Here is a 25439-nt window from a genome sequence, read left to right on the forward strand (position 1 = left end):
CATGACCGATCCGCCGCCTCCCGCTCCCGGTCCCGCGCCGCGCCGCTCGCGCTTCGCGTCCGGCCGCTGGATCGTGCTGGCCGCCGTGGCCGCCGGCCTGCTGACCGTCGGCCTGGCCGCGCTCCTGACCAACATCTTCCAGCGCAAGCAGGAGGCGCGGAACCCGTTCTACCGCGTGGTGGAGCTGAACGACACCATCACCGACCCGGCGGTGTGGGGAAAGAACTTCCCGCTGCAGTACGACGGCTACCGCCGCACGGTGGACCAGGTGCGCACCCGCTACGGCGGCAGCGAGGCCGTGCCCCGCGACCCCACGGCGGCCGATCCGCGCGCGGTGACGGCGCAGTCGCGGCTGGAGGAGGACCCCCGGCTGCGCGAGCTGTGGGCCGGCTACGCCTTCGCCCGCGACTTCCGCGAGGAGCGCGGCCACGCCTACATGCTCGAGGACCAGCTCTTCACCGAGCGCCAGCAGGCCGCGAAGCAGCCGGGGACCTGCCTGCACTGCCACGCCTCCGTCTACGTCCCCTACAAGCGGCTGGGCGGCGGCGACCTGATCCGCGGGTTCGAGCGGATGAACCCCATGCCGTACGCCGAGGCACGGCGGTACGTCCGCCACCCCGTCTCCTGCATCGACTGCCACGACCCGGAGACGATGCAGCTGCGCGTGACGCGCCCCGGCTTCATCGAGGGGATCCGCGCCCTCAGGGCCAGCCAGGGCGTGCAGGACTACGACGTGAACACCATGGCCACGCGGCAGGAGATGCGCACCTTCGTCTGCGGCCAGTGCCACGTGGAGTACTACTTCCGCGGCCCGGAGAAGCGGCTGACCTACCCGTGGGACCGCGGCATCACGGCGGACAGCATCCTGGCGTACTACGAGGCCAACGGGCACAGGGACTGGGTGCACCAGGTGAGCGGCGCGCCGGTGCTGAAGGCGCAGCACCCCGAGTTCGAGCTGTACAACCAGGGGATCCACGCGCGCTCGGGCGTGGCGTGCGCCGACTGCCACATGCCGTACCAGCGGGTGGGGGCGACGAAGATCAGCGACCACCACGTGCGCAGCCCGCTGCTGAACCTCAACCGCGCCTGCCAGACCTGCCACCACTTCAGCGAGGACGAGCTGCGCGAGCGGGTGCACACGATCCAGGACCGAACCTGGCAGATGCGCAACATCGCGCTGGACGCGGTCTTGGACCTCACGCGCGGGATCGCGGCGGCGCAGCGCGGGGGCGCGCCGGCCGCGCGGCTGGACGCGGCGCGACACTTTCAGCGCCGCGCGCAATTCCTGGTGGACTTCATCGAGGCGGAGAACTCGATGGGCTTCCACGCCGACCAGGAGGCCGCGCGCATCCTGGCGCTCTCGATCAACGAGTCGCGCCTGGGCCAGGCGGCGCTGCGCGGCGAGGCGGCCACCGTCACCCGCCGTCCCGCGCCGCCGCAGCTGGTGACGCCGTCGGGGGTGACGCAGCACGGCGGCTCGCGCTGACGCGGCGCGATCCCCATCTCCGCTCCGAACGAGCCTGCGCGCGATCGATCGTGCGCAGGCTCTTGCATGCAGGTCTCCGTCTCGGCATCGTCTTCGGCACCCCCACCGCGCCGGTCCGGCTTCCCGGTTCACGCCGAGGATTGCGCTCTCGCCGGCGCTCGCCATCTCCAGCCACGAGACGAGGACGGTTGCCCATGAAGAAGCTGATGCTCGACCCGGCCGACCTGCGGGTGGAATCCTTCGCCGCCGCCGACCACCCCGCCGGGCGCGGCACCGTCGCGGCCGCCGGTGCCGTGGACGCGGCCTGGATCGGCGGCGACACGGCCAAGCCCGACTGCGACGCGTCCGGCGCCGGCAGCTGCGGCTACACCTTCTGCGGCGACGACACCTGCGACACCTGCGATTGGAACACCTACTGCGGGCACAGCTGCATCCTCGTCTGCGACGGCGCCGCGACGGCCTGAGTCTGTAAACAGAAAGGGTCTCACGCAGAGGGCGCAGAGGACGCAGAGAACTCTCTCTGCGTCCTCTGCGCCCTCTGCGTGAGACCTGTTCTTCCCGCTTTGTTGAAGGTATTGCGGTGCTTCGGGAGGTTGGACGAGCACCTCGCCTCAGCTCACGACCGGCGCCGGCTGCGGGAGCTCGGCCGGCAGCGGCACCGCGACGGGCGGGGCGGCGGCGCTCGCGCAGCCGTTGCGCACCAGCGCCACGTCCGCGGAGCGGGCGTACTCGACGTAGTCCGTGTAGAGCAGGTTGGCGACGCTCCCGTACGCGTTGGCGCCCTCGCTCGCGAGCTGCGGGCCCAGGGACGCGTTGGCCTCGCGCGAGAACGGCCACACCGCCGTGACGGGAGTGAGCGTCCACGAGAGGAGGAAGAGGTCGCACGGCGTCTTACCGTCCCGGCAGATGCCGGTGAACTCCGCGAACCGGAGAAGCTGCCCCTGCGGCACCACCACCGGACATGCGCGATTGCCGTTCCCCGGGACCAGGTCCGTCCCGGCGATCATCGTGCCCAGGTCGATGGTGTTGGAGTAGACGTCGAAGACGGTCAGGTCACCCGTGTCGGCGTCGGAGTCGCACCAGTCGCGGTACCTGCGGATGGCGCCGGCCGGGATGGTGGACGGCGGCGAGTAGGTCGAATCCTGCAGCACCACGCAGTTCCCACCCGGCTCCAGCAGCTTGGAAAGGGTGGCGGCGCCCAGGCGGGTTCCCGCCGAGGGGATGCCGGGGCGGATCCAGGTGGAGAGCGCCTCGTAGACCTGCTTGAAGAACGCGTCGTACACGCTCTGGCTGGTGAAGTCCTGGAAGTGCGAGAACTTGAGCAGCACCAGCTCGGCGTGGCCCTGCATGAATCCGGCGATCTGCGCGAGGACGTCGGACAGCGGCGGACCCCAGATGGTGACGGTGCCGTTGCCGTGGTAGAGGTAGAAGGTCCCGTCCTTGTCCGCCGGACGCAGGTCGAACCAGCGCACGCCGTCGCGAAGCTGCGAGCCGACGTCGAGGTCCTGCGTCTTCCCGGCCAGCGCGGACTCGGGATACATCGCCGCGTCGTGGCTCGCCGGGAGCACCAGCCGGTTCAGCGGCGTTGCGCCCAGCACGGCCAGGTACTGCTGCATCCAGCTCGCGCGGTCGAAGTACAGCGACGCCGTGGCGAACAGGTCGGAGGACCACTCGGAGGTGTGGACCTGCACCGCCGCGCCACCGCGGAACGCCACCGACGGAGCCACGCCGTCGTCGAAGTAGTGGCTCGGGTTCCCCGTCTGCAGCCAGTCCGTCCACGTGAGCGTGCTGCCGACGAGCTGCCCCAGCCGCTGGTACACGGAGCTCCCGCCAGACCCGGTGTGCGTCTCGACGACGAAGCCGTCGTCGCCGAGCGCCACGGTCGGCCGCGTGCCCGAGTCGTACTGCCCGTGCGCCGTCCACGTGATGGTGTTGTCGGCATTGAGCTGCCCGGCCCAGTACCACAGGTCCCCCAGGCCGGATTCGTGCACCTCCAGCACCTGTCCCGAGGCGTTGATCGCGACCGACGGGTTGTAGCCGTCGTCGGGGCCGTCGTCCGGGTTGAAGTTCACGGGCCCGTGCCCGGTCCAGTTGATCGAGTCGTCCTTCACCTGGCCCACCCAGTACCACAGCTCGCCGATGCCGGAGTCGTGCACCTCCACCACGTGCCCCGCGTTGTCGATGGCGATGCCCGGGGTGATGCCGCCGTTGTCGCCGCTGTAGCCGATCTTGTCGTGCCCGCTCCACGTCACGTCGCCGTCCTTCACCTGGCCCACCCAGTACCACAGCGTGACGTCGCCCGAGTCGTGCGCCTCCACCACCACGCCGCTGTCGTTCACGGCCACGGAGGGGTGGTGGCCGTCGTCGTCGTTGATGGTGCCGTGTCCCGTCCACGTGATCTCCGAGCCCACCACGTGGCCGCAGTTGTACCACAGCGTGGTGAACCATCCGTCGGATTCGTGCACCTCCACCACCTGGTTGGAGCGGTTGATCGCCACGGCGGGGTCGTCGCCGGTGTCGTAGCGGTCGTTGGCGATGCCGAAGAACACGTTGTTCATGGAGCCCTGCCCTGGCCGGGGGTTGGCCTGAGGAGCCGTGCGTCCGGGTGGCGCACGGAAAACGCGGGGTGCACTGGAAGCGCTGGAGGAAGGACCGCCGCCGACCCGCGATGCGGGGGGTCCGTACGTTGCCGCGTCGCGCCGGGAGACGCAAGGAAAACCTGAGGCGCCCCGCCGGGGCGGCAGAACGGAAAAGTCTCACGCAGAGGGCGCAGAGGACGCAGAGAACTCACTCTGCGTCCTCTGCGTCCTCTGCGTGAGACTTTCTTTTCTGGATGTCGCGATGGCTACTGGAGGTGGGCGATGGCGATGCGGAGCGACGAGGACGGCGCGCCGCCGTCGAGCGACTGCAGGCTGAGCACCTGCGCCTTCGCCTGCGTCCCCGACAGCTCCACGTAGATCACGCCGCCGCCCACGATCTCGGGAAACGCGGCGGTGAAGTTGCCGAACCCGGTGGCCCACGGCTGCGCGGGATACGCGCGGACGTAGGTGCCCGGGTCGTCGGCGTGCAGCCCCGCGAAGATGCTGGCCAGGTTCCAGGTGGCGAAGCGCAGGTCAGGGTCGCTCCCCGGCACCCCGGGGTAGTCGTCGGCGAAGAGCGACAGCGCCCACCCGCCCAGCAGCCGCTCGATCGGCACCCCGGCGCGCGCGGACAGGTTCTCGGTGCCGTACGTCGTCGCCTCGTTCAGCGCGCGCAGGAAGCTGGCGTCGGAGGAGGCATAGCGGTCGGACGCGAAGCGCACCAGCGACCACGAGGCGCCGTAGAACACCGCCTCGTTGTCCCACGCCGTCCGGCCGAACGGCGAGTAGACGCGCGGGTCCGTCAGGAACGAGCTCAGGCTCGCGAAGTGCGGCGCCATCGTCCGCGTGGGGCGGTTGGGGGTGGCGGACAGGCACGCCGCGTCGGTGAAGCGCCAGTCGCAGTACAGCCCGTTCGGCCAGTCTCCCCCGCCATACCCCGTGTCGGCCTTCCATTCCGCGCCGTAGACGTAGATCCGCGACCACAGCTCCTCGGCGTGGCGCGCGGTGCCCTCCTCCAGCCACGACGCCTCCAGCGTGGGCGCGCCGTTGGCCACCCGCGCGGCGATGGACGCCACGTGCTTGGCCTCGTGCACCAGCACCGTGCGCACCTCGTGGTACCAGCGCTCGGGGGTGTACGCGGAGTATCCCGACGAGGCGATGCCCGGCTGGTTGAAGTAGACGTACTCGCCGAAGTTGCTGGCGCCGTTCACCGGGTTGTCCGCGGCGCCGTCGTTGGGGAACTGGTCGCAGGAGGTGACGAAGCCCGCCAGCCCGCCGAACACCGAGCCGAACAGCGGGGTGGAGACGGCGATCAGCACGCCGTCGTGGTCGGTGTTCGAGTCGCGCCGCAGCGGGTCGCCGAAGCTGGAGCGCACGATGGGCTCCAGCTGCGCGTTGTAGACGTCGCCCAGCTGCTGCCAGTACGCGGCCATGGCGGGGTTCGACGCCGCCTTCAGCGACGAGGGGGTGGCGTCATCCTCGTAGATGGCCAGCTTCCCCGCGTAGTAGACGCGCGTGGCGGAGACGGGATACCAGTGCGTGCAGATGCTGGTGGCGTTGCGGTCGGGGACGCGGATCATCCGGTGCAGCGGCGGCGTGTCGGAGACCGACGCCAGCGCGGCCCGCGGGCGCGCCGACCGGCCAAAGCGCCGCATCAGCGCCTCGTACGCCCTCCGATTCTTCTCCAGCACGTCCAGGTGCCCGAGCTCCGCGCGGGCCCGGGCCGCGCGCGCGGCGGCGCCGTCGAGCGACGCGCCACCGCCCAGCCGCGGCCGCTCGGCGGCGAGCCGGTCGCGCCCGGGGACGGCGGGATTGGCGATCTCCCCGCCCGGCTGCAGCCCGGCCACCTGGAAGGCGGTGACGCTGGTGGGCGACGGGTCGACGTCGTACACCGCCACCACGTAGCGGCTGGCGGCGCCCGTCGCGGTCAGCTCGTTGCAGCGCGCGTCGGCGGCGTCCGTCAGCACCAGGCTCTGCCCGGCGGCGAGCGTGCGCTTCGGCGCCAGCATCGTCGCGCTCGCCGGTGCGCCGGCGATCCCCCGTGCCGTCACCGCCACCGCGGCCGTGCCCGACGGGGCGCAGGGGACGGTCACCTGCAGCACGCTGGTGCCGCCGCCGGTCACCGTCGCCGCCGCCCCGCCGATCGTCACCGTGTTCTGCTGGGGGTCGGCCGCGAAGTTGGCGCCGACTATGGTGGCCGTGGAGCCGGGCTGCAGCGTGCTGGGAAGGATGCCGTCGATCGAGGGCACCGCGCTGTCCAGCGTTCCCTCCGGGTGCGCGGTCGCGACGTAGAGGGTGAAGCTGAACGTCTCCACCGTCGCCGGCATCTGCAGGATCCACGTCTTCGGCGCCGAGGTCTCGCCGGGGGAGAGGATGCCGTCCTCGCCCAGATCAGGCTGGAGATTCCCGTCGATCTCGCCGCCGTACTGGAAGTAGGGCTGCCCCGAGCGCACGAAGGTGCCCAGCCCGTCGGCGTTGTAGACCTCGATCCCCCCCGTCCCGCTCGTCGCCACAGGGCCGTCGGAGAAGAACACCTGCACGCCCGCGGGGGTGCGGACCTCGCCGTCCTCGGTGCCGAAGGGGAGGGTGGAGAGATTCTGGACGGTGACGGAGAAGGTGAAGAACCCGCCGCCGTACGCGGGAGACGCGGAGCGGAGCTGCACCAGCCGCCCCTGCCCGCCGATAATGGCCTGGTCCAGCCGCACGCCGTTCGCGGCGGAGGGCGTCCGCGGCTGGCAGGTGATGCTTCCCGCGCGCACGTCGCCCGTGCAGGTGACGGCGGCCATGGCGGCAGGCGGCGCGTCGCCCGTGCCGCGCGACTGCGTGGGCTGCCGGTCGCACGCGGCGGCGAGGGAGATCGCCAGGACGGCCGCGGCGCGGCGCGGGGGGAGTCGGCCCATCGGGACCTGCGGTGGAGGTGCTGCGGAGATGGGAAGCCGGGCGGGCGGCCGGAAACATGGCGCGCCACAATCTGGCGCCGTCCACGGTGCGCGTAAACGGTTTTGCGCGTCTCGATCCGTCCAGCGCGCCGGGACCCTCTCCTGACGGCGAGGGTGAGATGGGGTCACATCGTCACGGGAGATGGGGAACGGCCGCCCCGCCTGCTGCATCGGCGTCCCAGCCGGTGGAAGTCCGCGGCGACGATGGAATCGCCGTAAACCGATGATCCCCAACGGATTGAACCATCCGCCACCGGATCTGCGGACACGGTCCGGCGCGTGCAGGAGTGGGATTCCCGGCGGATACCGATCCTCATCCTGTCTCATCCCACACCTCCAATCCCCCTTCCGATGCATCCATCCCTTGCAATGCGCCTCGCCGCGATCGTGCTCCTCGCCGCATCGCCGCTGGTGGCGCAGAGGCCGACGCCCGCGCGCAACGCGGCGCTGGGGGGCGTGCGCTTCGGCGTGCCCGAGGGCTACACGCTCGAGCGGGCGCTGAGCGACAGCGCCATCGCCATCTACGGCCGCCCCTCTACCCGTACCTGGGTGTTCGTGGCCGTGCTGCGCGCGCCCGAGCAGCGGCCCGCGATCATCCGCACGGTCTCCCGCCGCCTGGGAAAGCAGGTGCTGGGCGGCGATCCCGACGCGATGGAGTGGCAGCTCGAGGTGGACTTCCCGGGCGATTCGGCCCAGCTCTTCCACCAGCGGACGGTGTCGCTGGGCGGCGCGCACAGCCTGGACCTGGCCTTCCGCCAGTTCCGCGCGGACGGGCGCGACGTGCTGGCCGGCTCCGCGTTCGTGATGGAGCCGGACCCGCAGGACGTGATGTGCGGCGCGACGGGGAGCGGCGCCGCCTGGGAGGCGGAAGAGTGGCTGGTCGCGTCGCTGCTGGGCCGCTCCGCGCCCGACCCCCGCGTCAACCAGGTGGCCGTGGACATCAGCGACTTCAGCGGCGCGGGTGGAGCGTCACAGCCCAGCCGCCCCGCCCCACCGCCCGACCCCGAGGCCGCGCGCGTGCTGGAGGCCTACCGCGCCTACCTCCGCGCCATCCAGTCGCACGACGGCAACGCGGCCGCCGCGCTGGTGACGCCGGCCGTGCTCGCCTTCTACGGCGACGTGCAGCAGCTGGCGCTGTACGCGCCGGCCGCCGAGGTGCGCGCCCTGCCGCTGATGCAACGCCTGATGGTGCTCAGCCTGCGCCACCGCTGGGAACCGGCGCGGCTGCGCGCCGCCACGCCCGCCGAGCTGTTCGCGGCCGAGGCGGTGAACACGCCGTCCGATACCACGACGCAGCCGCGCGCCCCGTCGGTCTCGAACGGCGTCGCGACGGTGGCGCTGGAGCAGGGCGGCCGGCGCACGTCGCTGCGCATGGGCTTCGTGCGCGACCGGGGGACGTGGCGCGTCGACCTCCTGCCCCTGCTCGCGGGGACGGGATGCATCCTGCGCGGGCGGATGCGGCTCCAGGGCATTCCCCGCGAGCGCGACGACGAGCTGCTGCTGCGGATGCTCGAGATGTCCAGCGGCAGGCCGGTGAAGCCCGGCGTGTGGAACCCGCTGTTCGAGGCGCCCGCCGGTCCGGAGTGACGCCGAGCCGGGGATCGATCGGGCGCTCTCGCGCGATCGTCGTCGCGCGAAGAAGCCGGGAGCGCGGCCGCGAGATCGCCAACCGCGTCATCGGGGGGGACGGTGCGGGATGGGCGAAGGCTCGTGTCCGCTGCTTCGTGCCGGACGAGGCGGGGGTCTGATATGAGCCCTCCATCTCGTCCGTTCTGATGTGTCGGAAATTTCCGACACATCGCGATCTCATCGTCGCACCCACACCCACGAGCGCCGGCTCGCCGCCGACTCGTCAGCGTCGCCGTCCTCCTCCGCATCTGCGCGGCGCCAGACTTCCCGGCCACGATCTCCCGCGCGAATCACCTCGCGACGCCAGGCCGTGCACCACGCACCCTGATCCGCGTGCACCGCGATCCCCCCGATGACGCAGTTGAGCAAGCCGCGGTTCGCACCGGCGCGCACCTGGGGATGATCTGCAGAATCCCAACCCCTTCCCGCGAATCTCCGCGCCACGACCCGGGCCGCCGCTCGCGCCCGACGGGGACGGCACGGCGGGCGCGAGCGCCTTTTCCGCCCAGCCACGTGAAATCCTTTTCCGTTCACGGGCTGCGGGTGTATATTTCCGCTTCCGGAAACAACCTCTCGCGGGAGCGCTCCCTGTGAAGAAGCAGAGCAAGTTCGTCGCGGGCGGCGTGCTGCTGGCCGGCGTGGTCGGGTACCTCATGGTCACCGGGATGAAGGACTCGATGACCTACTACCTGACGCCCGCCGAGCTGGCGCAGCGCGTGTCCGCCAACCCCGCGTTCGCCGAGGAGTCGGGCGTGCGCGTGGGCGGCCGGGTGGTGCCCGGCACCGTGCATTTCGACCAGAAGACGCTGGACCTGCGCTTCACCCTGGTCGACATCGCCACCGGCCGCGAGACCTTCCCGGTGCACTACAACGGCCCGCTCCCCGACACCTTCCAGGAGGGGCGCGACGTCGTCGTCGAAGGCAGATACCGCCCCGGCGGTACCTTCGAGGCGGCCAGCGTGCTGACCAAGTGCGGCTCGCGCTACGAGGCCGCCGAATCCGACTTCAAGGGCAAGCAGTCGTGACGCAGATCGGAGAGGTCGCGCTCTGGCTGGCGCTGCTGGTGGCCGGCTGGGGCGCGGCCCTCGGCTTCTACGGCGGCCGCACCGGCCGCGGCCACCTGGTGCTCGGCGCCGAGCGCTCGGTGTTCGCGGTGTTCGGGCTGCTGGTGACGGCGTCGGTGGCCATCATCGCCGCGTTCCTGCAGAGCGACTTCCGCTACAAGTACGTGGCGGGCTACTCCAACCGCGAGCTCGGGCTCTTCTACAAGATCACCGGGCTGTGGGCGGGGCAGACCGGCTCGCTGGTGTTCTGGGCGCTCCTGCTGGCCTTCTTCTCCTCCCTGGTCGTCCTGCAGAACCGCCGGCGCAACCGCGAGTTCATGCCGTACGTGGCGGGAACGGTGCTCACCGTCCTCGCGTTCTTCATGGTGGTGGTGGTGTTCGCCAGCAACCCGTTCCAGGTGATGGACTTCGTTCCGCCGGACGGGCGCGGGCTCAACCCGCAGCTGCAGAACTACTGGATGACCATCCACCCGCCCACGCTGTACCTGGGCTTCACCTGCTTCACCATCCCCTTCGCCTTCGCCGTCTCCGCCCTCCTCTCCGGGCGGCTGGACACGCGGTGGATCACCACCACGCGGCGGTGGACGCTGCTCGCGTGGTTCTTCCTGACCTGCGGCATCATCTTCGGGATGATGTGGGCGTACGTGGAGCTGGGGTGGGGGGGATACTGGTTCTGGGACCCGGTGGAGAACGCGTCGCTGCTGCCCTGGCTCACCGGGACGGCGTTCCTGCACTCGGTGATGATCCAGGAGAAGCGGGGGATGCTGAAGATGTGGAACGTGCTGCTGGTGATGGGCACCTTCCTCCTCTCCATCTTCGCCACCTTCCTGACCCGCAGCGGGCTGATCGAGAGCGTGCACTCGTTCGCCGAGAACACCACCATCGCCTACATCTTCCTGGGCTTCCTGGGCTCGCTGATCGTGGCCAGTGCGGCGCTGGTGTGGTGGCGGCGGCACGCCTTCGCCCCCGAGAACCGGCTGGAGAGCTTCCTCAGCCGCGAGGCGGCGTTCCTGGTGAACAACCTGGTGTTCGTCTCGGCCATGTTCGCGGTGATGTGGGGGACCACCTTCCCGCTCATCTCCGAGGGGATCTTCGGGCAGAAGATCAACGTGGGGCCGCCCTTCTACAACCGGGTGAACATCCCGCTGGGGCTGATCCTCCTCTTCCTGATGGGCGTGGGCCCGGTGATCGCCTGGCGCAAGGCCACGCCGCGCAACCTCAAGCGCAACTTCACCCTCCCGCTGGCCGTCGGCCTCGCCGCCGCCGCGACCCTGTGGGCGACGGGGGTCACGCATCCCTACGCGCTGCTGACCTTCGCCCTGGCGTCGTTCACGATGACGACGATCGTGGTGGAGTTCTGGAAGGGAACGCGCGCGCGGGCGAAGATCGAGGGGGAGAACCCGTTCACCGCGCTCGTCCACCTGGTGGAGCGGAACCGGCGGCGCTACGGCGGCTACGTGGTGCACGCCGGGTTCGTGATCTGCTTCTGCGGCTTCGCGGGGAAGGCCTTCAACGCCGAGAGGCAGGTGGCGCTGCGCCCCGGCGAGTCGGTGTCGATCCGCTCGCCCTTCGGGCACGAGTACCGGCTGACCTACCAGGCCATGAGCTGGTACCCGGCGCCGAACATGACCAAGCTGGTGGCCAGCGTCGACGTGCGGAAGGACGGCAGGGCGGCGGGGCTGATGGTGCCCGAGAAGCGCGCCTACAAGCAGCGCGAGGAGGTCACCAGCGAGGTGGGGATCCGCCGCGCGTGGAACGAGGACCTGTACCTGATCCTGGCGGGGATCGACGACGCCGACGGCCTCCTGGCCGGCCGCAACCCGCGCCCCGTGGCCACCTTCAAGGTGCTGGTGAACCCGCTGGTGCCGTGGATCTGGCTCGGCGGCTTCATCATGGCGCTGGGCACGCTGGTGGCGCTCTGGCCCGCGGCGGAGCCGGTGCGGGCGACGGTGCCCGTGCGCAAGCGCGCGCCCGCGACGGAGCCCGGGCTGGTGGGGGTGTGAGGATGCGTCGATTCCTGATTCCGGCTCTGGCAGCCGCCGCCGCGGTCTGGGCGGCGGCGCCCGTTTCCGCCCAGGCGCGCCCCGAGCAGGTGGCGCGCGCGGCCGAGGAGCAGCTGCGCTCGCCGGTGACTCCCAGCCACACGCTGGACATGTGCCCCAGCCCCGAGGCCGCCGCGCTCCGCGACACCGTGATGATGGCGGCGCTCTCCGGCCAGTCGGTGCAGCAGATCGTGGAAGGGGTGATCGCCCGCCGCGGCGAGCAGATGCGCATCGTCCCGCAGGAGAAGGGCGTCGGCCTCTGGGCATGGATCCTCCCGCCGTCGATCCTCGTGGTCGGCGCGGGCGTGGTCGCGCTCCGCCTGGCGCAGTTGAAGCGGGGACGCAGGGAGATCGTCCCCGTCGCCCAGCCGTCGATGAGCGACGACGAGCGCGCGCGGGTCGAGGCGGCGCTCCGCCAGTTCGAGCGTGGCGAGGCGGCGGGATGACGCTCCTCCTCCTTTCCGCCCTGCTGGCGACCGTCGTCGCCCTTCTCGTGGTCCGCCCCGTGGTCGCGCGGCGCACGGCGATCCTGTCGGACGTCGCTCCCGGCTCGCTGCTCGACGCCGAGGCGCGCCGGCGCTCGACGCTGGCCGCGCTGCAGGATCTCGAACACGACTACCTGGGTGGCAAGCTCGACACCGCCGACTACCTGGCGCAGCGCGACCGGCTGGGCTACGAGGCGCTGGCCGCCATCCGCGCGGCCGAGGCGGCGCAGGCCGAGGCCGGCGTGGCGGTGGGGGAGGGGGATGGCGAGGCGGGGGAGAGCATCACCCACGCCTGCGGCTTCGTGAACCCGCCCGCCAGCCGCTTCTGCGCGGGATGCGGGAAGCGCCTGTGAGCGCGCCCGCCCTGGAGGCGCGGGGGGTGGAGAAGTGGTTCGGGCCGCTCCCCGCGGTGCGCGGCGTGGACTTCACCCTGGCCCGTGGCGAGTTCCTGACCGTGTTCGGGCCGAACGGGGCGGGGAAGACCACGCTGCTGCGCATGCTCTGCGGCGCGGTGAAGCCCACCCGCGGCGCCGTCCTCGTCGCCGGGCGCGACGTGGCCAAGAGCGACGCGGCGCGGCGGCGGATCGGGCTCCTGTCGCACCAGACCTTCCTCTATCCCGGGCTGACCGCGGCCGAGAACCTGGACTTCTACGGCCGGCTGTACGGGCTGGAGCAGCGCCGCGAGGGGGTGGACGCCGCGCTCGAGTCCGTCGGTCTGCGGGCGCGGCGCGACGACCGGGTGCGCACCTTCTCGCGCGGGATGCAGCAGCGGCTGGCCCTCGCGCGGACGCTGCTGCACGAGCCCGAGGTGGTGCTGCTCGACGAGCCGTACACCGGCCTCGACCCCCACGCGGCCGCGATGCTGCGCGACGTGCTCGATCGCCTGAAAGACGGCCACAGGACGGTGGTGCTGGTGACGCACAACCTGTCGCAGGGGCTGGAGCAGGCCGACCGCGTGGTGGTGCAGGTGGGGGGGAGATGGGTGAGCGACGAGCCGCGCGCGGCGGTGGACGCCGCCGCGTTCGAGCGCCTCTACACCGCCCGCGTGGCCGCCGCGGTGTGATGCGATGAGCGCCGTCGAGACCGACGAGCCGCGCGTCGCGGCCGCACCGGCGGAGCCCGTCCCCGGCGTCGCCGTCGCGGACGACGAGGAGGAGGTCGGCGCGCCGTTCCTCGCGCAGATCTGGGCGGTGGCGCGCAAGGACCTGCTGCTGGAGGCGCGCTCGCGCGAGCGGCTGCTGTCGATGGGGACGTTCGCCGTGCTCGTGGCGGTCGTCTTCGCCTTCGCGGTGGACCCGTCGATCCGCGCCCGCTCCATCGCCGGGGCGATGATCTGGGTGACGGTGCTGTTCGCGGGAACGCTGGGGCTGGGGCGGTCGTTCGCGCTCGAGCGCGAGGCGGAGGCCATCACCGGCGTCCTCCTGGCCCCCGTGGACCGCGGCGCGCTGTTCCTGGGGAAGTGGCTGGCGAACATGGTGATCGTCCTCGCCGTCGAGGCGCTGATCTTTCCCGTGTTCGCGCTCTTCTTCACCCTGAGCTTCCAGGGCTCGCTCCCCGCGCTGGCGGCGGTGATCGTGCTGGCGACGGTGGGGTTCATGGCGCTGGGCACGCTCTTCGGCGCGGTGGCGGCGAATACAAGGCTGGGCGAGACGCTCCTCCCCATCCTCCTGCTGCCGCTGCTGAGCCCGGTGGTGATCTTCGCCTGCGCGGCCACGCAGCGCCTGCTCGTCGGGCGGCCGGTAAGCGACGTGGTGAGCCAGCTGAAGATGCTGGGCGCCTTCGACCTGGTGTTCCTGTTCGTCTGCGCGGCGCTCTTCGGCGCCGCGGTGGAGGAGTGAATGGAGACGACGACCCCACCCCGATCGCCGGCGCAGGAGACCCGCGCCGCGGGCGGCCCCGCGATCGACTTCGGCTCGCTGGCCGGCACGCGCCGGGCCGCGCTCGTCCTGGGCGTGATCGCCGCGGGACTGCTGCTGTGGGCGCTGTGGATGGTGTTCTTCTACGTCCCCACCGAGGCCGAGATGGGGGTCGTGCAGCGCATCTTCTACGTGCACGTGCCCAGCGCGTGGACGGCGTTCATGGCCTTCGGCATCGTCGCCCTCTGCGGCGCCGGCTACCTCTGGCTGCGCGACCCCAAGCTCGACGCCATCGCCGTCTCCGCGGCGGAGCTGGGGCTGGTGTTCACCACGCTGGTGCTGATCACCGGGCCGCTGTGGGCGCGGCTGGCGTGGGGCGCGTGGTGGGTGTGGGAGCCGCGGCTGACGCTGACGCTGCTGCTGTGGTTCATCTACGTGGGCTACTTCATGGTCCGCGGCGCGGCCGAGAACCCCGAGCGGGGGAAGCGCTTCGCCGCGATCCTGGGCGTGGTGGGCGCCATCGACATCCCGCTGATCCACCTGAGCGTGCAGTGGTGGCGCTCGCAGCACCCCAAGCCGGTGGTGATGCGTCCCGAGGGCGCGCAGGCCGACCCGGCCATCCTGCAGACGCTGTTCGTGTCGCTGTTTGCGTTCACGTTCCTGTTCTTCTCGCTGCTGATGCTTCGCTACGGGATGGAGCGCCTGCAGCAGCGGGTGCACGCCCTGCGCGCCGCGCCGCGCTGATCCCGGACCCGACGAGACATCGACCCATGCGCCCCACCCGACTCATCATCGCCGCTCTCGCGCTGGGCCTTGCGCCGGCGCCGCGCCTCGTCGCGCAGGAACCGTCCACCGCCACGGTTTCCGCCCAGCCGCCGACCGTGGCGCCGGCGGAGCAGACGCTGCAGCGCACCGTGGCCGACGACGCGCGACCCGCGACGCCGCCGGCCACGATGCGCGCGTACTGGCACGTGTTCGCCGCCTTCGCCATCGCATGGCTGGCGATCTTCGGCTACGCGATCTCGCTCGGCCGCCGCTTCCGCAACCTCGAGCGCGAGGTCGACGCCCTGCATGGTACGAGCTGACCACCGCGGGGTGGAGATGACGAACGCGGGGGCGTGCCGATCAATCGGCGCGCCCCCGCTGTCGTGAGGTCCGATCCGGAACGACATCCGCCGGTGTCATATCATACCGAATTCAGGATCAACTGTGCATTGGAGGAAGGAATGTCATTCCGAAGGCGCTGTGCCGGCCTGTCCTCCATGCCGAAGCCGTGGCGCCTGAGGAATCTGTGGCCGGCTCCCGAGCCACAGGCCGCCTGTCGCTCGGACGCATGCCACAGATTCCTCGGGCGCCGCCCGGCATCAGCGCGATGGAAGGTTCGGAGCAGCGGCGCCGCTCGGAATGACGGTCGTTCCTCAATGCACAGTTCATCGTCAGAATGCTACGCTGCCTCCTCGTGTGCTTGCGTCCCCGCATCGCGCGAAGAATACTGAATCCTTCGCCCGCCGCCTGTTTCCATCTCCCTGCCACGCGGAGTCGTTCCGATGCTGATCCCCCGCTACTGGTCCCGCGCGGAATCCGAGGCGGTCACGCCCGACGGCCGGACGGTGCGCTTCCAGCTCTGGCGCGGCGCGCGCGGCAGCATCGCCGAGGCGCAGGCGGCGGCGGAGCAGGCGGTGGCGCGCGTGGCCGAGCGCATCCGCAGCGGCGCCGGCTTCCCCGAGAAGTACTCGTACGGCGACCGCCCGCTGCGCGAGGAGGTGGTGCGCGAGATCGTGGGCGCGGGCACGCCCGACGACCCCGACGCGGCCATCACCCGCAACACCTACGGCGCGCTGGTGCTGAACGCCGCGCGCGCCTTCTTCATCGACGTGGACGTCGAGGGAGCGGAGCCCGGCGGGGCCGCGCGCTCCAGCTCGGAATCGCAGCCGGGCGGCCAGCCGCAGACGCCCGGGCAGGCGGTGGAGGCCGTCGCGCAGCAGGTGTTCAACGTGGTGGACTCGCTTCCCCTTCCCAGCGGGCTGAAGTCGTTCCTCGGCGCCTTCCGCCCATCGGCGCCGTCCGGCAGCGCGCCGGCGCCCACTCCCGCCGCGCCGGCGGAGCCTCCGCCTCCGCCGCCCTCCTCCGACCCGGCCTCGGCGTCCATCGAGCGGCTGCGGCGCTTCGTGGCCACGAAGCCGGAGTGGCGGGTGCGCGTGTACCGGACGGCCGCGGGGCTGCGCTACCTCGTCACCCACGCGACGTTCTCGCCGACGGACGCGGAGGTGCGGTCCACGCTGGCCGCGCTGGGCGCCGACCCGCAGTACATCCGGCTGTGCCAGGTGCAGAAGAGCTTCCGCGCGCGGCTCACGCCCAAGCCGTGGCGGATCGGCGTGCGCAACCCGCCCGTCGGCTTCCCGTATGAGGGCCCGGCGGAGGAGCAGGAGATGCGGGAGTGGGTGGCGCGCTACGACTCTGCCTCCGCCGGCCGCGCCACCTGCCGCTTCGTCGAGGAGATCGGCGGCGGCGTCGAGCACCCCGACATCGCCCCGATCCGCGCCTTGCACGACGAGCAGACGAAGGCCGCGTCCGGGCTGCCGCTGGCGTAGATCGAAATAAAGACTTGGGGTCTCACGCAGAGTTAGCAGGGTCAGCAGAGAAAACAGCTGGAGTTCTCTCTGCTGACCCTGCTGACTCTGCGTGAGACTTTCTGTTTTCTTACCTACGGTCGCGACGAGATGGGCGAATCGCGCACGGCGGGCGGCGGAGGCGTGAGGTGCGGATCCGCGGCTTGGCGGTTGAAGTTGACGACGAGCTCGCGGAAGGGGCCGGGGTCCACGCTCACGCGGCCCCACAGCGGGTGGTCCATCGCGGTCATCAGGAAGATCATCAGCCCGAACATCACCGCGAGCAGGCTGGTGAGGATGAGCTGCGCGCGGCCGTTGCGCATATTGAAGAAGGCCGCGAACCCGATCGTGATCACTCCGCCCAGGAGGATGATGGTCCACGTCACCGCGCCCACCCCGCGCTCGCCCAGGAAGAGCCGGTCGCGCCGCGCGTCCAGGACCTCCTCGATCTCGTTCACCAGCTGCGGGTAGACGCGCTCCTCCTGCGGCGTGGACGGGCGGAAGGTGTAGATGCCGTGCGACAGGTCGTCCATCGCGTCCCACGTCGCGGGGCTGTTCTCCGCGCGCTGCGTCGCGGGCCACTCGACGGTGATCACCGACTGCACGTAGCGCGCGACCTGGCGCTGCAGCGCCATGCGGCTGGCGGGCTCCAGCCCTTCCGTCACGCGGTACAGGTCGCCGATGGCGTTGGCCTCGCTGGCCACCGCGTGCTCCACGTCGTCGCTGTCCTCCTGCGCGGAAATGACGAGGAGCCCGAGCGCCACGGCGTAGAGCACGCCCAGAAACGCGTGCAGCGCCGCGGCGGTGGCGTTGTCCTCCTCTCCCACCTGCCACGTCCGCCGCCGCACGAGCAGGACCACACTCACCGCGTACGCGATGCAGAGGGCCAGGATGAGCGCGCAGAGCGCCCAGAGCGGGAGATCGTAGATCCAGAGCATGGGTCGGGAGGGGAAGGGCGGGGTGGGTCGGATGAACCGCGGGAGAGGGAAGCGACTCCAGTATAATCCGCCGAGGGGGCCGTGGCGATGCGCGGGATGATCCCTCGCCGCGGCAGCCGGCTGGATCGTCGACGGAATCGGACGCTTCGGCCGAACCCCGTCTCCCCGCGGTCGATCCCCTGTCCCCTGTCCCCTATCCCCTGTATTTTCCGCAACATGGTATCGCTCTTCGACATCCTTGGGCCGACGATGGTGGGTCCCTCCTCCTCGCACACCGCGGGCGCGTGCCGGCTGGGGCAGATGGCGCGTGCCGTCGCCGGCGGCATGCCCGAGCGCGCGCACATCCGCCTGCACGGCTCCTTCGCCGCCACCGGCGAGGGACACGGGACGCACCGCGCCATCGTGGGCGGGCTGATCGGCCTTCCCCCCGACGACCTGCGCCTGCGCAACGCCTACGACGAGGCCTCGGCCGCCGGGCTGACGTGGGAGTTCGAGGACGTGGAGCTGGGCGAGGACGCGCACCCCAACACCGCCATCATCACCACCTGGCTGAACGGGGTGGAGACGAACATGCGCGGCGCGTCGCTGGGCGGCGGGCGGATCGAGGTCACCGAGCTGGACGGCTTCCCGGTGGCGCTGGGCGGCGGCTATCACACGCTGGTGATCCAGGCGCACGACGAGCCGGGCACGATCGCCGCCGTGGCGACGGTTCTTGCAGGCCACCGCGTGAACCTGGCCACCATGCGCGTGGACCGCACCGGCCGCCACCAGGACGCGCTGATGACCATCGAGGCCGACGAGCCCATCGCCGACGCCGCGTTCGACGCCATCCGCTCGTTCCCGTGGGTGCGCTGGGCCCGCGTGATCCCCAGGATCGCCTGAGATGCACCGGTCGATCGAGTCGCTGATCCGCGACGCCGACGAGAGCGGGCGCCCGTTGCCCGAGGTGGTGCTGCTGGCCGAGTCGGCCGAGAGCGGCGTGCCCGCGGCCGACATCCGCGCGCGCGTGGCCCGCACGCTGGGGGTGATGCGCGGCGCCATCGACGAGGGGCTGAAGGGCGAGGCGCGCTCCGCCAGCGGCCTCACCGGCGGCCGCGCGAAGAAGCTGTGGGAGAACGGCCCGCGGCTCCTGGGCGCGCGGGTGACGGAGACGCTGGCGCGCGCCATCGCCACGCTCGAGGTGAACGCGGCGATGGGGCTGATCGTCGCCGCGCCGACGGCGGGCGCGGCGGGCGTCCTCCCCGCCGTCCTCGTCAGCATGGACGAGTTCCAGCACCTGGGCGAGGAGAAGCTGGTCGACGCCATGCTGGTGGCGGGGGGCGTGGGCGGGGTGATCGCCCAGCGCGCGTCGCTGGCCGGCGCCGAGGGCGGCTGCCAGGCGGAGACCGGAACGGCGGCGGCGATGGGTTCGGCGGCGGTGGCCTGGCTCAGCGGCGGCACGCACGAGCAGATCGCCACGGCGGTCGCGCTTACGCTGCAGGGGATGCTGGGGCTGATCTGCGACCCCATCGGCGGCCTGGTCGAGATTCCCTGCATCTACCGCAACGCCTCGGCGGCGATGCAGGCCATCGCGGGGGCGGAGATGGCGCTCGCCGGCCTCGACTTCCCCGTCACCGCCGACGAGGTGATCGACGTGATGGGCGAGGTGGGGCGCCGCATGCCGTCCGCCTACCGCGAGACCGCGATGGGCGGCCTGGCCGCCACCGCCAGCGCGCGCCGCCTGGTGCAGATCCGCCCCACCTCGCGGCCCAGCGGGATCAGCCGGTAGAGCTGCTTGTCCGGTCGCCAGACAGGCGAATGAATTCGCGGCAACAACGGCCCGAAGTCCCTGCGGGACTGCGGCCGCGGCATTCGCGCGACGCGCAGAAACTCGTTCGGGGATTAGTTCTCCCCCGCCCCTGCGAAGCGGGGGAGGGGGCCGGGGGGAGGGGGCCACCCGTGGCCGCGTGAAAGCCTGCAATCAGCGACGAGCCCAACCGAGCGCTGAGTGCCACCCTCCCCCCAGTCGGGTTTGGGGGGAGGGAGCGCGAAGCGCGGGGAGGGGGGCCTCCGCGGCGGCGGCCACTCGATAGCCCGTGACTTGCACGATCCCGCGGCGACGATCCCACACGTCCCTTCATCTCCCGACCACCATCCCGCATGACGACGCATCCACGCCCGCTGGAGGGGCTCGCGCGGTCCATCTCCCGCACGTTGCGCAGGTTGGCGTGGTGCGTTGCGATCGCCACCGCCCTGCTTGTCGCGACCTCCCCGGCGCGGGCGCAGATCCCGGCGGACGCGCACTGGCGGGTGATCACCACGCCGCATTTCCGCGTGCACTACACGCCCGAGGTGGAGCCGCTGGCCCGCCGCGCCGGGCAGCGCGCCGAGGAGGCGCTCACGGAGATCGCGTCCGTGTTCGTGCGCCCGCCGCACCGCCGCATCGATCTCGTCGTCACCGACAACGTCGACTTCGCCAACGGCTTCGCCACGCCGTTCCCGCGCAACCGCGTGGTCATCTTCGCCCACCCGCCCGTGGACGACCCGTCGCTCGCGTACTACGACGACTGGATGCAGCTCGTCATCACCCACGAGCTCACCCACATCTTCCACCAGGACTTCACCCGCGGCCTCCCGCGCGTCCCCCGCTTGGTCCTGGGGCGCGCGCCGATCTCCTTCCCCGAGACCAACGCGCCCACGTGGACCAAGGAGGGGCTCGCGGTCTACCTGGAATCGCGCCTCACGCGCGCGGGGCGCATCCGCGGGACGATGCACGAGATGGCGATGCGCACGGCCATCCTCGAGGGGCGCTTCTTCCCCATCGACCGCGCGTCGGGGAACCCCGCGTCGTGGCCGGGCGGCAACACGCCGTACTTCTACGGCTCGATGTTCATGGACTGGCTCTCGCGCCGCCACGGCGAGGACGGCGCGCGCGAGTTCGTGCGGCGCTACGGCGGGCAGGTCGTCCCCTTCCTGAACGACCGCGCGGCGCACGCGGCCTATGGCATCTCCTTCACCCACGCGTGGGGCGAGTGGCGCGCGGAGTTGGAGACGCGATACCGCGCGCTGGCCGACTCGCTGCGCGCCGGCGGATTGACCGAGCCCGAGGTGCTGACGGAGGACGGGCGCGACACGTACTTCCCGCGCTGGTCGCCGGATGGGCGATGGATCGCCTACGCCGTCTCCGACGGGCGCGAGCAGCCGGAGCAGCGGTCGGTCGATGCCGACGGCAACGTGCGCGTCCTGGCCTCGCGCACCACGCTGGCGCCGGCGTCGTGGGCGGCGGACGGGCGGTCGCTGCTGACGTCGATGCTCGACCTGCGCGACCCCTTCCGCTACTACGCCGACCTCTTCCGCATCCGCGCCGACGGCGGGCGCGAGCGGCTGACGAACGGGATGCGCATCTCCGCGCCCGATGTCGCGCGCGACGGGCGCATCGCGGCCATCCGCAGCGCGCCGGGGACGACGGTGCCGGTGGTCCTCGACCGCCCGGATGCCACGCCGCGCGAGCTGGCCGCGCCGTCGCTCGACGTGCAGTGGGCGTTCCCGCGCTGGTCGCCGGACGGGCGCCGCATCGCCATCTCGCGCTGGCGGACGGGCGGCTTCTACGATGTGGTGATCCTGGACGATGCGGGCCGCGTCACGGCGACGGTGACGGACGACCGCGCGGTGGACATGGCGGCCGCATGGTCGCCGGACGGGCGGTACGTCCTCTTCTCCTCCGACCGCACGGGGATCGCCAACCTGTACGCGTACGACACGCAGAGTGGGCGGCTGATGCAGGTGACGAACGTGCTCACCGGCGCTTTCCAGCCCGACGTGTCGCCGGATGGGCGGTGGATCGCGCTGCAGTACTACCGCGCGGACGGATACCACGTGGCCCGCATCCCATTCGATCCGGCGACCTGGCGTCCCGCGCCGCCGGTGAGGGCCGAGGCGCGGCCGGCGGACACGCAGCCCGATCCCGCCCGCGCGGTGGACGCGCCGTCGCACCGGTACTGGGCGGCACGCTCGGTGGCGCCGGCGTACTGGGAGCCGACCGTGCTCACGGGCACCTCGTTCGGCACCGCGCTGGGCGTCGCCACCGGTGGCAGCGACGTGATCGACCGCCACCTGTGGGGCGCGTTCGGGCAGGTGTTCGTGGACGACGGACGCTTCGAGGGGGGGATCGGATACCTGTTCCGCGGCCTCGGCAACCCGCAGCTCGGCGTCTCCGTGACGCAGGACTGGGCCGTGCGCCAGCAGGTGACGGTGACCGGCCCCGGCGGCGTTCCCGTCGACACCCGCCTGCTGTCGCGCGACCGCACCGTCACGGGCGTGGCCACCTTCACCCGGCCGCGCTTCCGTTCGTACTCGTGGCTCAGCCTGGGCGCCACCCTGCGGGACCGGCGGCTGGAGCTGGCCGACCGCAGCCTCGGCGCGGAGCCGGAGAAGATCCCGCTCTCGCTCGGCGGCATCGCCACGCTGGGGACGTCGACCGCGCGCGCGTACGACTTCTCCGTGAGCCCGCAGGACGGCATCCTGGCCGCGGCCATGGTGGAGGGACGCCGTCTCCTCAAGCCGCTGGAGGGGGAGACGAACCGCCCCGGCTACGTGCGGGTCGCGGGGAGGACGCAGCTCTACCACAGCTTCGCGGGATGGGGATACGCGCGCCACGTGATCGCCCTGCGCGGGGTGGGCGGGGCGGACTTCGGCTCGCTGGCGCCGTTCTTCTCCGCGGGCGGCGTCACCGGCGACGCCATCGCGCCGCCGCTGGGGACGGGCTTCGGGCTGAGCGACACGCGCGACCTGTTCGTGCGCGGCTGGGCGTCGGGCTCGCAGTTCGGAGACCGCGCCCTGGCGGGGACGGCGGAGTGGCGCTTCCCCCTGGTGCGCGTGGAGCGCGGGCTGGGGCTCGTTCCCCTCTTCCTGAACCGCCTGTGGGGGACGGCATTCGTGGACGCGGGCACCGCCTGGTGCGAGCAGGAGTGCGACCCCGCGCTCGCCGCCCTCTTCCCGAAGCCCGACCCGCTGGTGTCCGTGGGCGCCGAGCTGGGCGGCGACTTCCTCTTCGGCTTCAACACCGGCTACCGCCTGCGCGCCGGCGTCGGCATCCCCGTCAGCCGCGCGTTCGCCGGCGACTCGGTGCGCACGCGGCAATCGGCGCGGCTCTACCTCACCTTCGGGCAGGCGTTCTAGGCGTTGCGGGCGGGGGATGTGGGGTGTGGGGATGTGGGATGTGGGGGGGTGGGGATGTGGAGTATGCGAGTGAACTCGCGGCTACAACGACACACAGTCCGCCTGCGCGGACTCCGCGCGTGCCGATATACGCGCGCCGGAGGCCCGCATCCCGCCCCCCGAACGTGGGATGATCACACCGTGGCGTCCCCCGCGCCGTTGTGAAGTCCGCGAAGGCGGACTGCGTGTGGTTGTAGCCGCGGCTTCAGCCGCATCGTCCCTTCGATCTGATCTCCATCTCCATCTCCATCCCCATCTCCCCATCCCCCCGCGCACAGAACCTTTGTGCCGCCGCCGGTCCATCCCGAAATTCCAATCGTGGGGCATTGGGGGATTTGATGACCGCGGTGCCGTCCGCCGTCGTGGCGCGGCCCGCCGACCATGAGGGGGCACCATGGCGATGAGCACGCAGGAGGAAGCCGCGCGCGCGGCGGGCGATCCGAAGTACCAGAAGCAGGTTGCCGAGGCCATCGACCGCACCGTCAAGCGCATCGCGGAGCGGAAGGAGCCACCGGTGGCGGTGGACGTGGCCACGGACCGGTGGATCATCTTCTCCGACCTGCACAAGGGGATCGGCGACACAGTCGACGACTTCCGCCGCAACGAGCGGGCGTACAACGCGGCGCTGGCGTACTACCACCGCCTCGGCTACCGGCTGGTGGTGCTGGGCGACGTGGAGGAGCTGTGGAAGGAGCGCCCCGGGCCGGTGATCGAGCGCTACCAGCGCACGCTGGAGCTGGAGGCGAAGTTCCACAAGGCCGGCCGCTACTGCCGCATCTGGGGAAACCACGACGACCTCTGGCGGCACGACGGCAGCGTGCAGCGCCGGCTGAAGCCCATCTTCGGCGAGGGGCTGAACGTGCTGGAGGGGCTGTACCTGGAGGTGCGCGAGGGCGGCGATCCCCTCGGCCGCATCCTGCTCATCCATGGCCACCAGGGCACGAGCGACGCCGACCCCGACCGCATCGGCCCCTGGGCCAAGTTCGTGGTGCGGTGGATCTGGCGCCCGGTGCAGCGCATCACCAAGCTGTCGTTCAACACCCCCGCGAAGGACTGGGCGCTGCGCCACCGGCACAGCGTGGCGATGTACCGCTGGGCCGCCGCGCAGCGCCCGCCGCTGGTGCTGGTCGCGGGCCACACGCACCAGCCCGTGTTCCGCTCGAAGTCGCTGGAGCAGCAGAAGCTCGAGCTGGCGCAGGCGAAGCAGGACGAGCTGTCGCTGGAGCAGGACCCGGTGCAGCGCGCGGCGCTGGAGGAGGAGCTGGCGTCGCTGGAGGCGTGGGTGGAGTGGGCGCGAGCCGGCGGCCGCGGGCAGAAGGGCGCCGCACCGCCGGTGGGCATGGACCTGCCGTGCTACTTCAACACCGGCTGCTGCTGCTTCACCGACGGCGACGTGACGGGGCTGGAGATCGCGGGCGGCGAGATCCGCCTGGTGCGCTGGCCGCGGGACGACGGCTCGCCCGGACCGGAGACGCTAGCCGCCACGCCGGTGCGCGAGGTGTTCGCCGCCCTCGGCGCGTGAGCCGACGACGAGCAGGGAGACGAGCGATGGCGCTGAGCCGCGAGGAGTACAAGGACCTGGGCTTCGGCAGCGTGGTGGCCGCGCAGAGCGGGCGCCTGCTGAACCGCGACGGCAGCTTCAACGTGGAGCGCCACGGGCTGCACCCGCTGCGGTCCCTCAGCGTCTACCACTTCCTGCTCACCGTCACCTGGACGCGCTTCCTGCTGGGGGTGTGCGGCGCGTACCTGGCCGCCAACGCGCTGTTCGCGCTCCTCTACTTCCTCTGCGGGCCCGGCGCGCTTCGCGGCACCGACGGCCTCGGCGAGGGCGGGCGCTACCTCACCGCGTTCTTCTTCAGCGTCGAGACGCTGGCCACGGTGGGCTACGGCAACATCGCGCCGAACGGGCTGGCCGCGAACGTCGTCGTCACCGCCGAGGCGCTCACTGGGCTGCTGATGTTCGCGCTGGTGTCGGGGCTGGTGTTCGCGCGCTTCTCGCGGCCGGTGGCGTGGATCATCTTCAGCCGGCACGCGCTGGTGGCCCCGTACCGCGGCTACAGCGCGTTCATGCTCCGCATCGTCAACGGCCGCAGCAACCAGCTGATCGAGGTCAACGCCAAGGTCTCCGTCAGCCTGGGGCGCGACGGGGCGCGGCGCTTCCACGAGCTGCCGCTGGAGCGCGAGAAGGTGGTGCTCTTCCCCCTCAGCTGGACCATCGTGCACCCGATCGACGAGACCAGCCCGCTGTGGGGATTGACCGAGGCCGACCTGCGCGAGCAGGACGCCGAGTTTTTCGTGGTGCTGGAGGGGATCGACGAGACGTTCGCGCAGCAGGTGCACGCGCGCACCTCGTACAAGCCGGGCGAGATCGTGTGGGGCGCCAGGTTCGACGACGTGTTCGTGCGCCGCGAGGGCCGCCCGCTGGGGATCGACATCAGCAAGCTGCACGACTGGCGCCCCGTGGACCTTCCCCGGCACCCAGGCATGCCCGCGCTCCCCGCGAGCGCCTCCGAGCCGACCGAGCCGGTGGTGGCGTAGGGGCCCTGACGGGACCCTCACCCGGATGGCCCTCACCCGAAAAACGGAGAGATGCGTGACAAAACTGCCGTCACGCCT

General features: G+C 71.7%; 20 protein-coding genes. 17 read left to right on the top strand and 3 right to left on the bottom strand.

What is annotated here, in order from left to right; translation table 11 throughout:
- Position 1 precedes the first annotated feature (1 nt).
- Positions 2–1486 (top strand): ammonia-forming cytochrome c nitrite reductase subunit c552, encoded by a 1485-nt coding sequence (locus VF092_21215; protein HEX6749826.1) that lies wholly within the window; start codon positions 2–4, stop codon positions 1484–1486.
- A gap of 194 nt (positions 1487–1680) precedes the next feature.
- Positions 1681–1950 (top strand): hypothetical protein, encoded by a 270-nt coding sequence (locus VF092_21220; GenBank protein HEX6749827.1) that lies wholly within the window; start codon positions 1681–1683, stop codon positions 1948–1950.
- A gap of 147 nt (positions 1951–2097) precedes the next feature.
- On the opposite strand, the gene VF092_21225 is transcribed toward VF092_21220, so the two are convergent.
- Positions 2098–4044, bottom strand: a complete 1947-nt coding sequence (locus VF092_21225) for a hypothetical protein (protein HEX6749828.1) — start codon at positions 4042–4044, stop codon at positions 2098–2100.
- 287 nt (positions 4045–4331) lie between these two features.
- On the bottom strand, positions 4332–6965 hold the full coding sequence (locus tag VF092_21230; protein ID HEX6749829.1) for an IPT/TIG domain-containing protein: 2634 nt from the start codon (positions 6963–6965) through the stop codon (positions 4332–4334).
- A 408-nt stretch (positions 6966–7373) separates the two neighbouring features.
- Between VF092_21230 and VF092_21235 the strand changes: the two genes are divergently transcribed.
- The 10 genes from VF092_21235 to VF092_21280 all read left to right on the top strand — a co-directional run bounded on the left by VF092_21235 (position 7374) and on the right by VF092_21280 (position 16671).
- On the top strand, positions 7374–8591 hold the full coding sequence (locus tag VF092_21235) for a hypothetical protein (GenBank protein HEX6749830.1): 1218 nt from the start codon (positions 7374–7376) through the stop codon (positions 8589–8591).
- 632 nt (positions 8592–9223) lie between these two features.
- Positions 9224–9658: a cytochrome c maturation protein CcmE gene (locus tag VF092_21240; protein ID HEX6749831.1), complete on the top strand. Its 435-nt coding sequence runs from the start codon at positions 9224–9226 to the stop codon at positions 9656–9658.
- Entirely contained in the window at positions 9655–11700 is a 2046-nt protein-coding gene (locus VF092_21245; protein HEX6749832.1) for a heme lyase CcmF/NrfE family subunit, read from the top strand. Before VF092_21240 ends, VF092_21245 begins: the two co-directional genes overlap by 4 nt.
- Before the next feature lie 2 nt (positions 11701–11702).
- Positions 11703–12185: a cytochrome c-type biogenesis protein CcmH gene (locus tag VF092_21250; GenBank protein ID HEX6749833.1), complete on the top strand. Its 483-nt coding sequence runs from the start codon at positions 11703–11705 to the stop codon at positions 12183–12185.
- Entirely contained in the window at positions 12182–12577 is a 396-nt protein-coding gene (locus VF092_21255; GenBank protein ID HEX6749834.1) for a zinc ribbon domain-containing protein, read from the top strand. The genes VF092_21250 and VF092_21255 overlap by 4 nt, the downstream gene beginning before the upstream one ends.
- On the top strand, positions 12574–13287 hold the full coding sequence (gene ccmA, locus VF092_21260; GenBank protein ID HEX6749835.1) for a heme ABC exporter ATP-binding protein CcmA: 714 nt from the start codon (positions 12574–12576) through the stop codon (positions 13285–13287). Before VF092_21255 ends, ccmA begins: the two co-directional genes overlap by 4 nt.
- A 4-nt stretch (positions 13288–13291) precedes the next feature.
- Positions 13292–14062 (top strand): heme exporter protein CcmB, encoded by a 771-nt coding sequence (locus VF092_21265; GenBank protein HEX6749836.1) that lies wholly within the window; start codon positions 13292–13294, stop codon positions 14060–14062.
- A complete protein-coding gene (locus tag VF092_21270; protein ID HEX6749837.1) occupies positions 14063–14824 on the top strand; it encodes a cytochrome c biogenesis protein in 762 nt (253 codons plus the stop codon).
- Positions 14825–14850: 26 nt separating this feature from the next.
- On the top strand, positions 14851–15165 hold the full coding sequence (locus tag VF092_21275; GenBank protein ID HEX6749838.1) for a CcmD family protein: 315 nt from the start codon (positions 14851–14853) through the stop codon (positions 15163–15165).
- A 462-nt stretch (positions 15166–15627) separates the two neighbouring features.
- Positions 15628–16671, top strand: coding sequence for a hypothetical protein (locus VF092_21280; GenBank protein ID HEX6749839.1), 1044 nt, complete (start codon positions 15628–15630; stop codon positions 16669–16671).
- Positions 16672–16784: 113 nt separating this feature from the next.
- On the opposite strand, the gene VF092_21285 is transcribed toward VF092_21280, so the two are convergent.
- The gene (locus tag VF092_21285; protein HEX6749840.1) at positions 16785–17627 is read right to left on the bottom strand and encodes a hypothetical protein; all 843 of its coding nucleotides are present in this window, start codon (positions 17625–17627) and stop codon (positions 16785–16787) included.
- A 216-nt stretch (positions 17628–17843) separates the two neighbouring features.
- Here VF092_21285 and sdaAB point away from each other — a divergent pair, with 216 nt between their 5' ends.
- The 5 genes from sdaAB (at position 17844) to VF092_21310 (ending at position 25361) form a co-directional block, all read left to right on the top strand.
- Positions 17844–18509, top strand: coding sequence for an L-serine ammonia-lyase, iron-sulfur-dependent subunit beta (gene sdaAB / locus VF092_21290; GenBank protein HEX6749841.1), 666 nt, complete (start codon positions 17844–17846; stop codon positions 18507–18509).
- Between the two features lies 1 nt (position 18510).
- A complete protein-coding gene (gene sdaAA, locus VF092_21295) occupies positions 18511–19395 on the top strand; it encodes an L-serine ammonia-lyase, iron-sulfur-dependent, subunit alpha (protein ID HEX6749842.1) in 885 nt (294 codons plus the stop codon).
- 371 nt (positions 19396–19766) lie between these two features.
- The gene (locus tag VF092_21300; protein HEX6749843.1) at positions 19767–22784 is read left to right on the top strand and encodes a hypothetical protein; all 3018 of its coding nucleotides are present in this window, start codon (positions 19767–19769) and stop codon (positions 22782–22784) included.
- Between the two features lie 433 nt (positions 22785–23217).
- On the top strand, positions 23218–24345 hold the full coding sequence (locus VF092_21305) for a metallophosphoesterase (protein ID HEX6749844.1): 1128 nt from the start codon (positions 23218–23220) through the stop codon (positions 24343–24345).
- 26 nt (positions 24346–24371) lie between these two features.
- Positions 24372–25361, top strand: a complete 990-nt coding sequence (locus VF092_21310) for an ion channel (GenBank protein HEX6749845.1) — start codon at positions 24372–24374, stop codon at positions 25359–25361.
- Positions 25362–25439: the final 78 nt, after the last annotated feature.

Source organism: Longimicrobium sp. (genome assembly GCA_036377595.1).
Classification (GTDB): domain Bacteria; phylum Gemmatimonadota; class Gemmatimonadetes; order Longimicrobiales; family Longimicrobiaceae; genus Longimicrobium.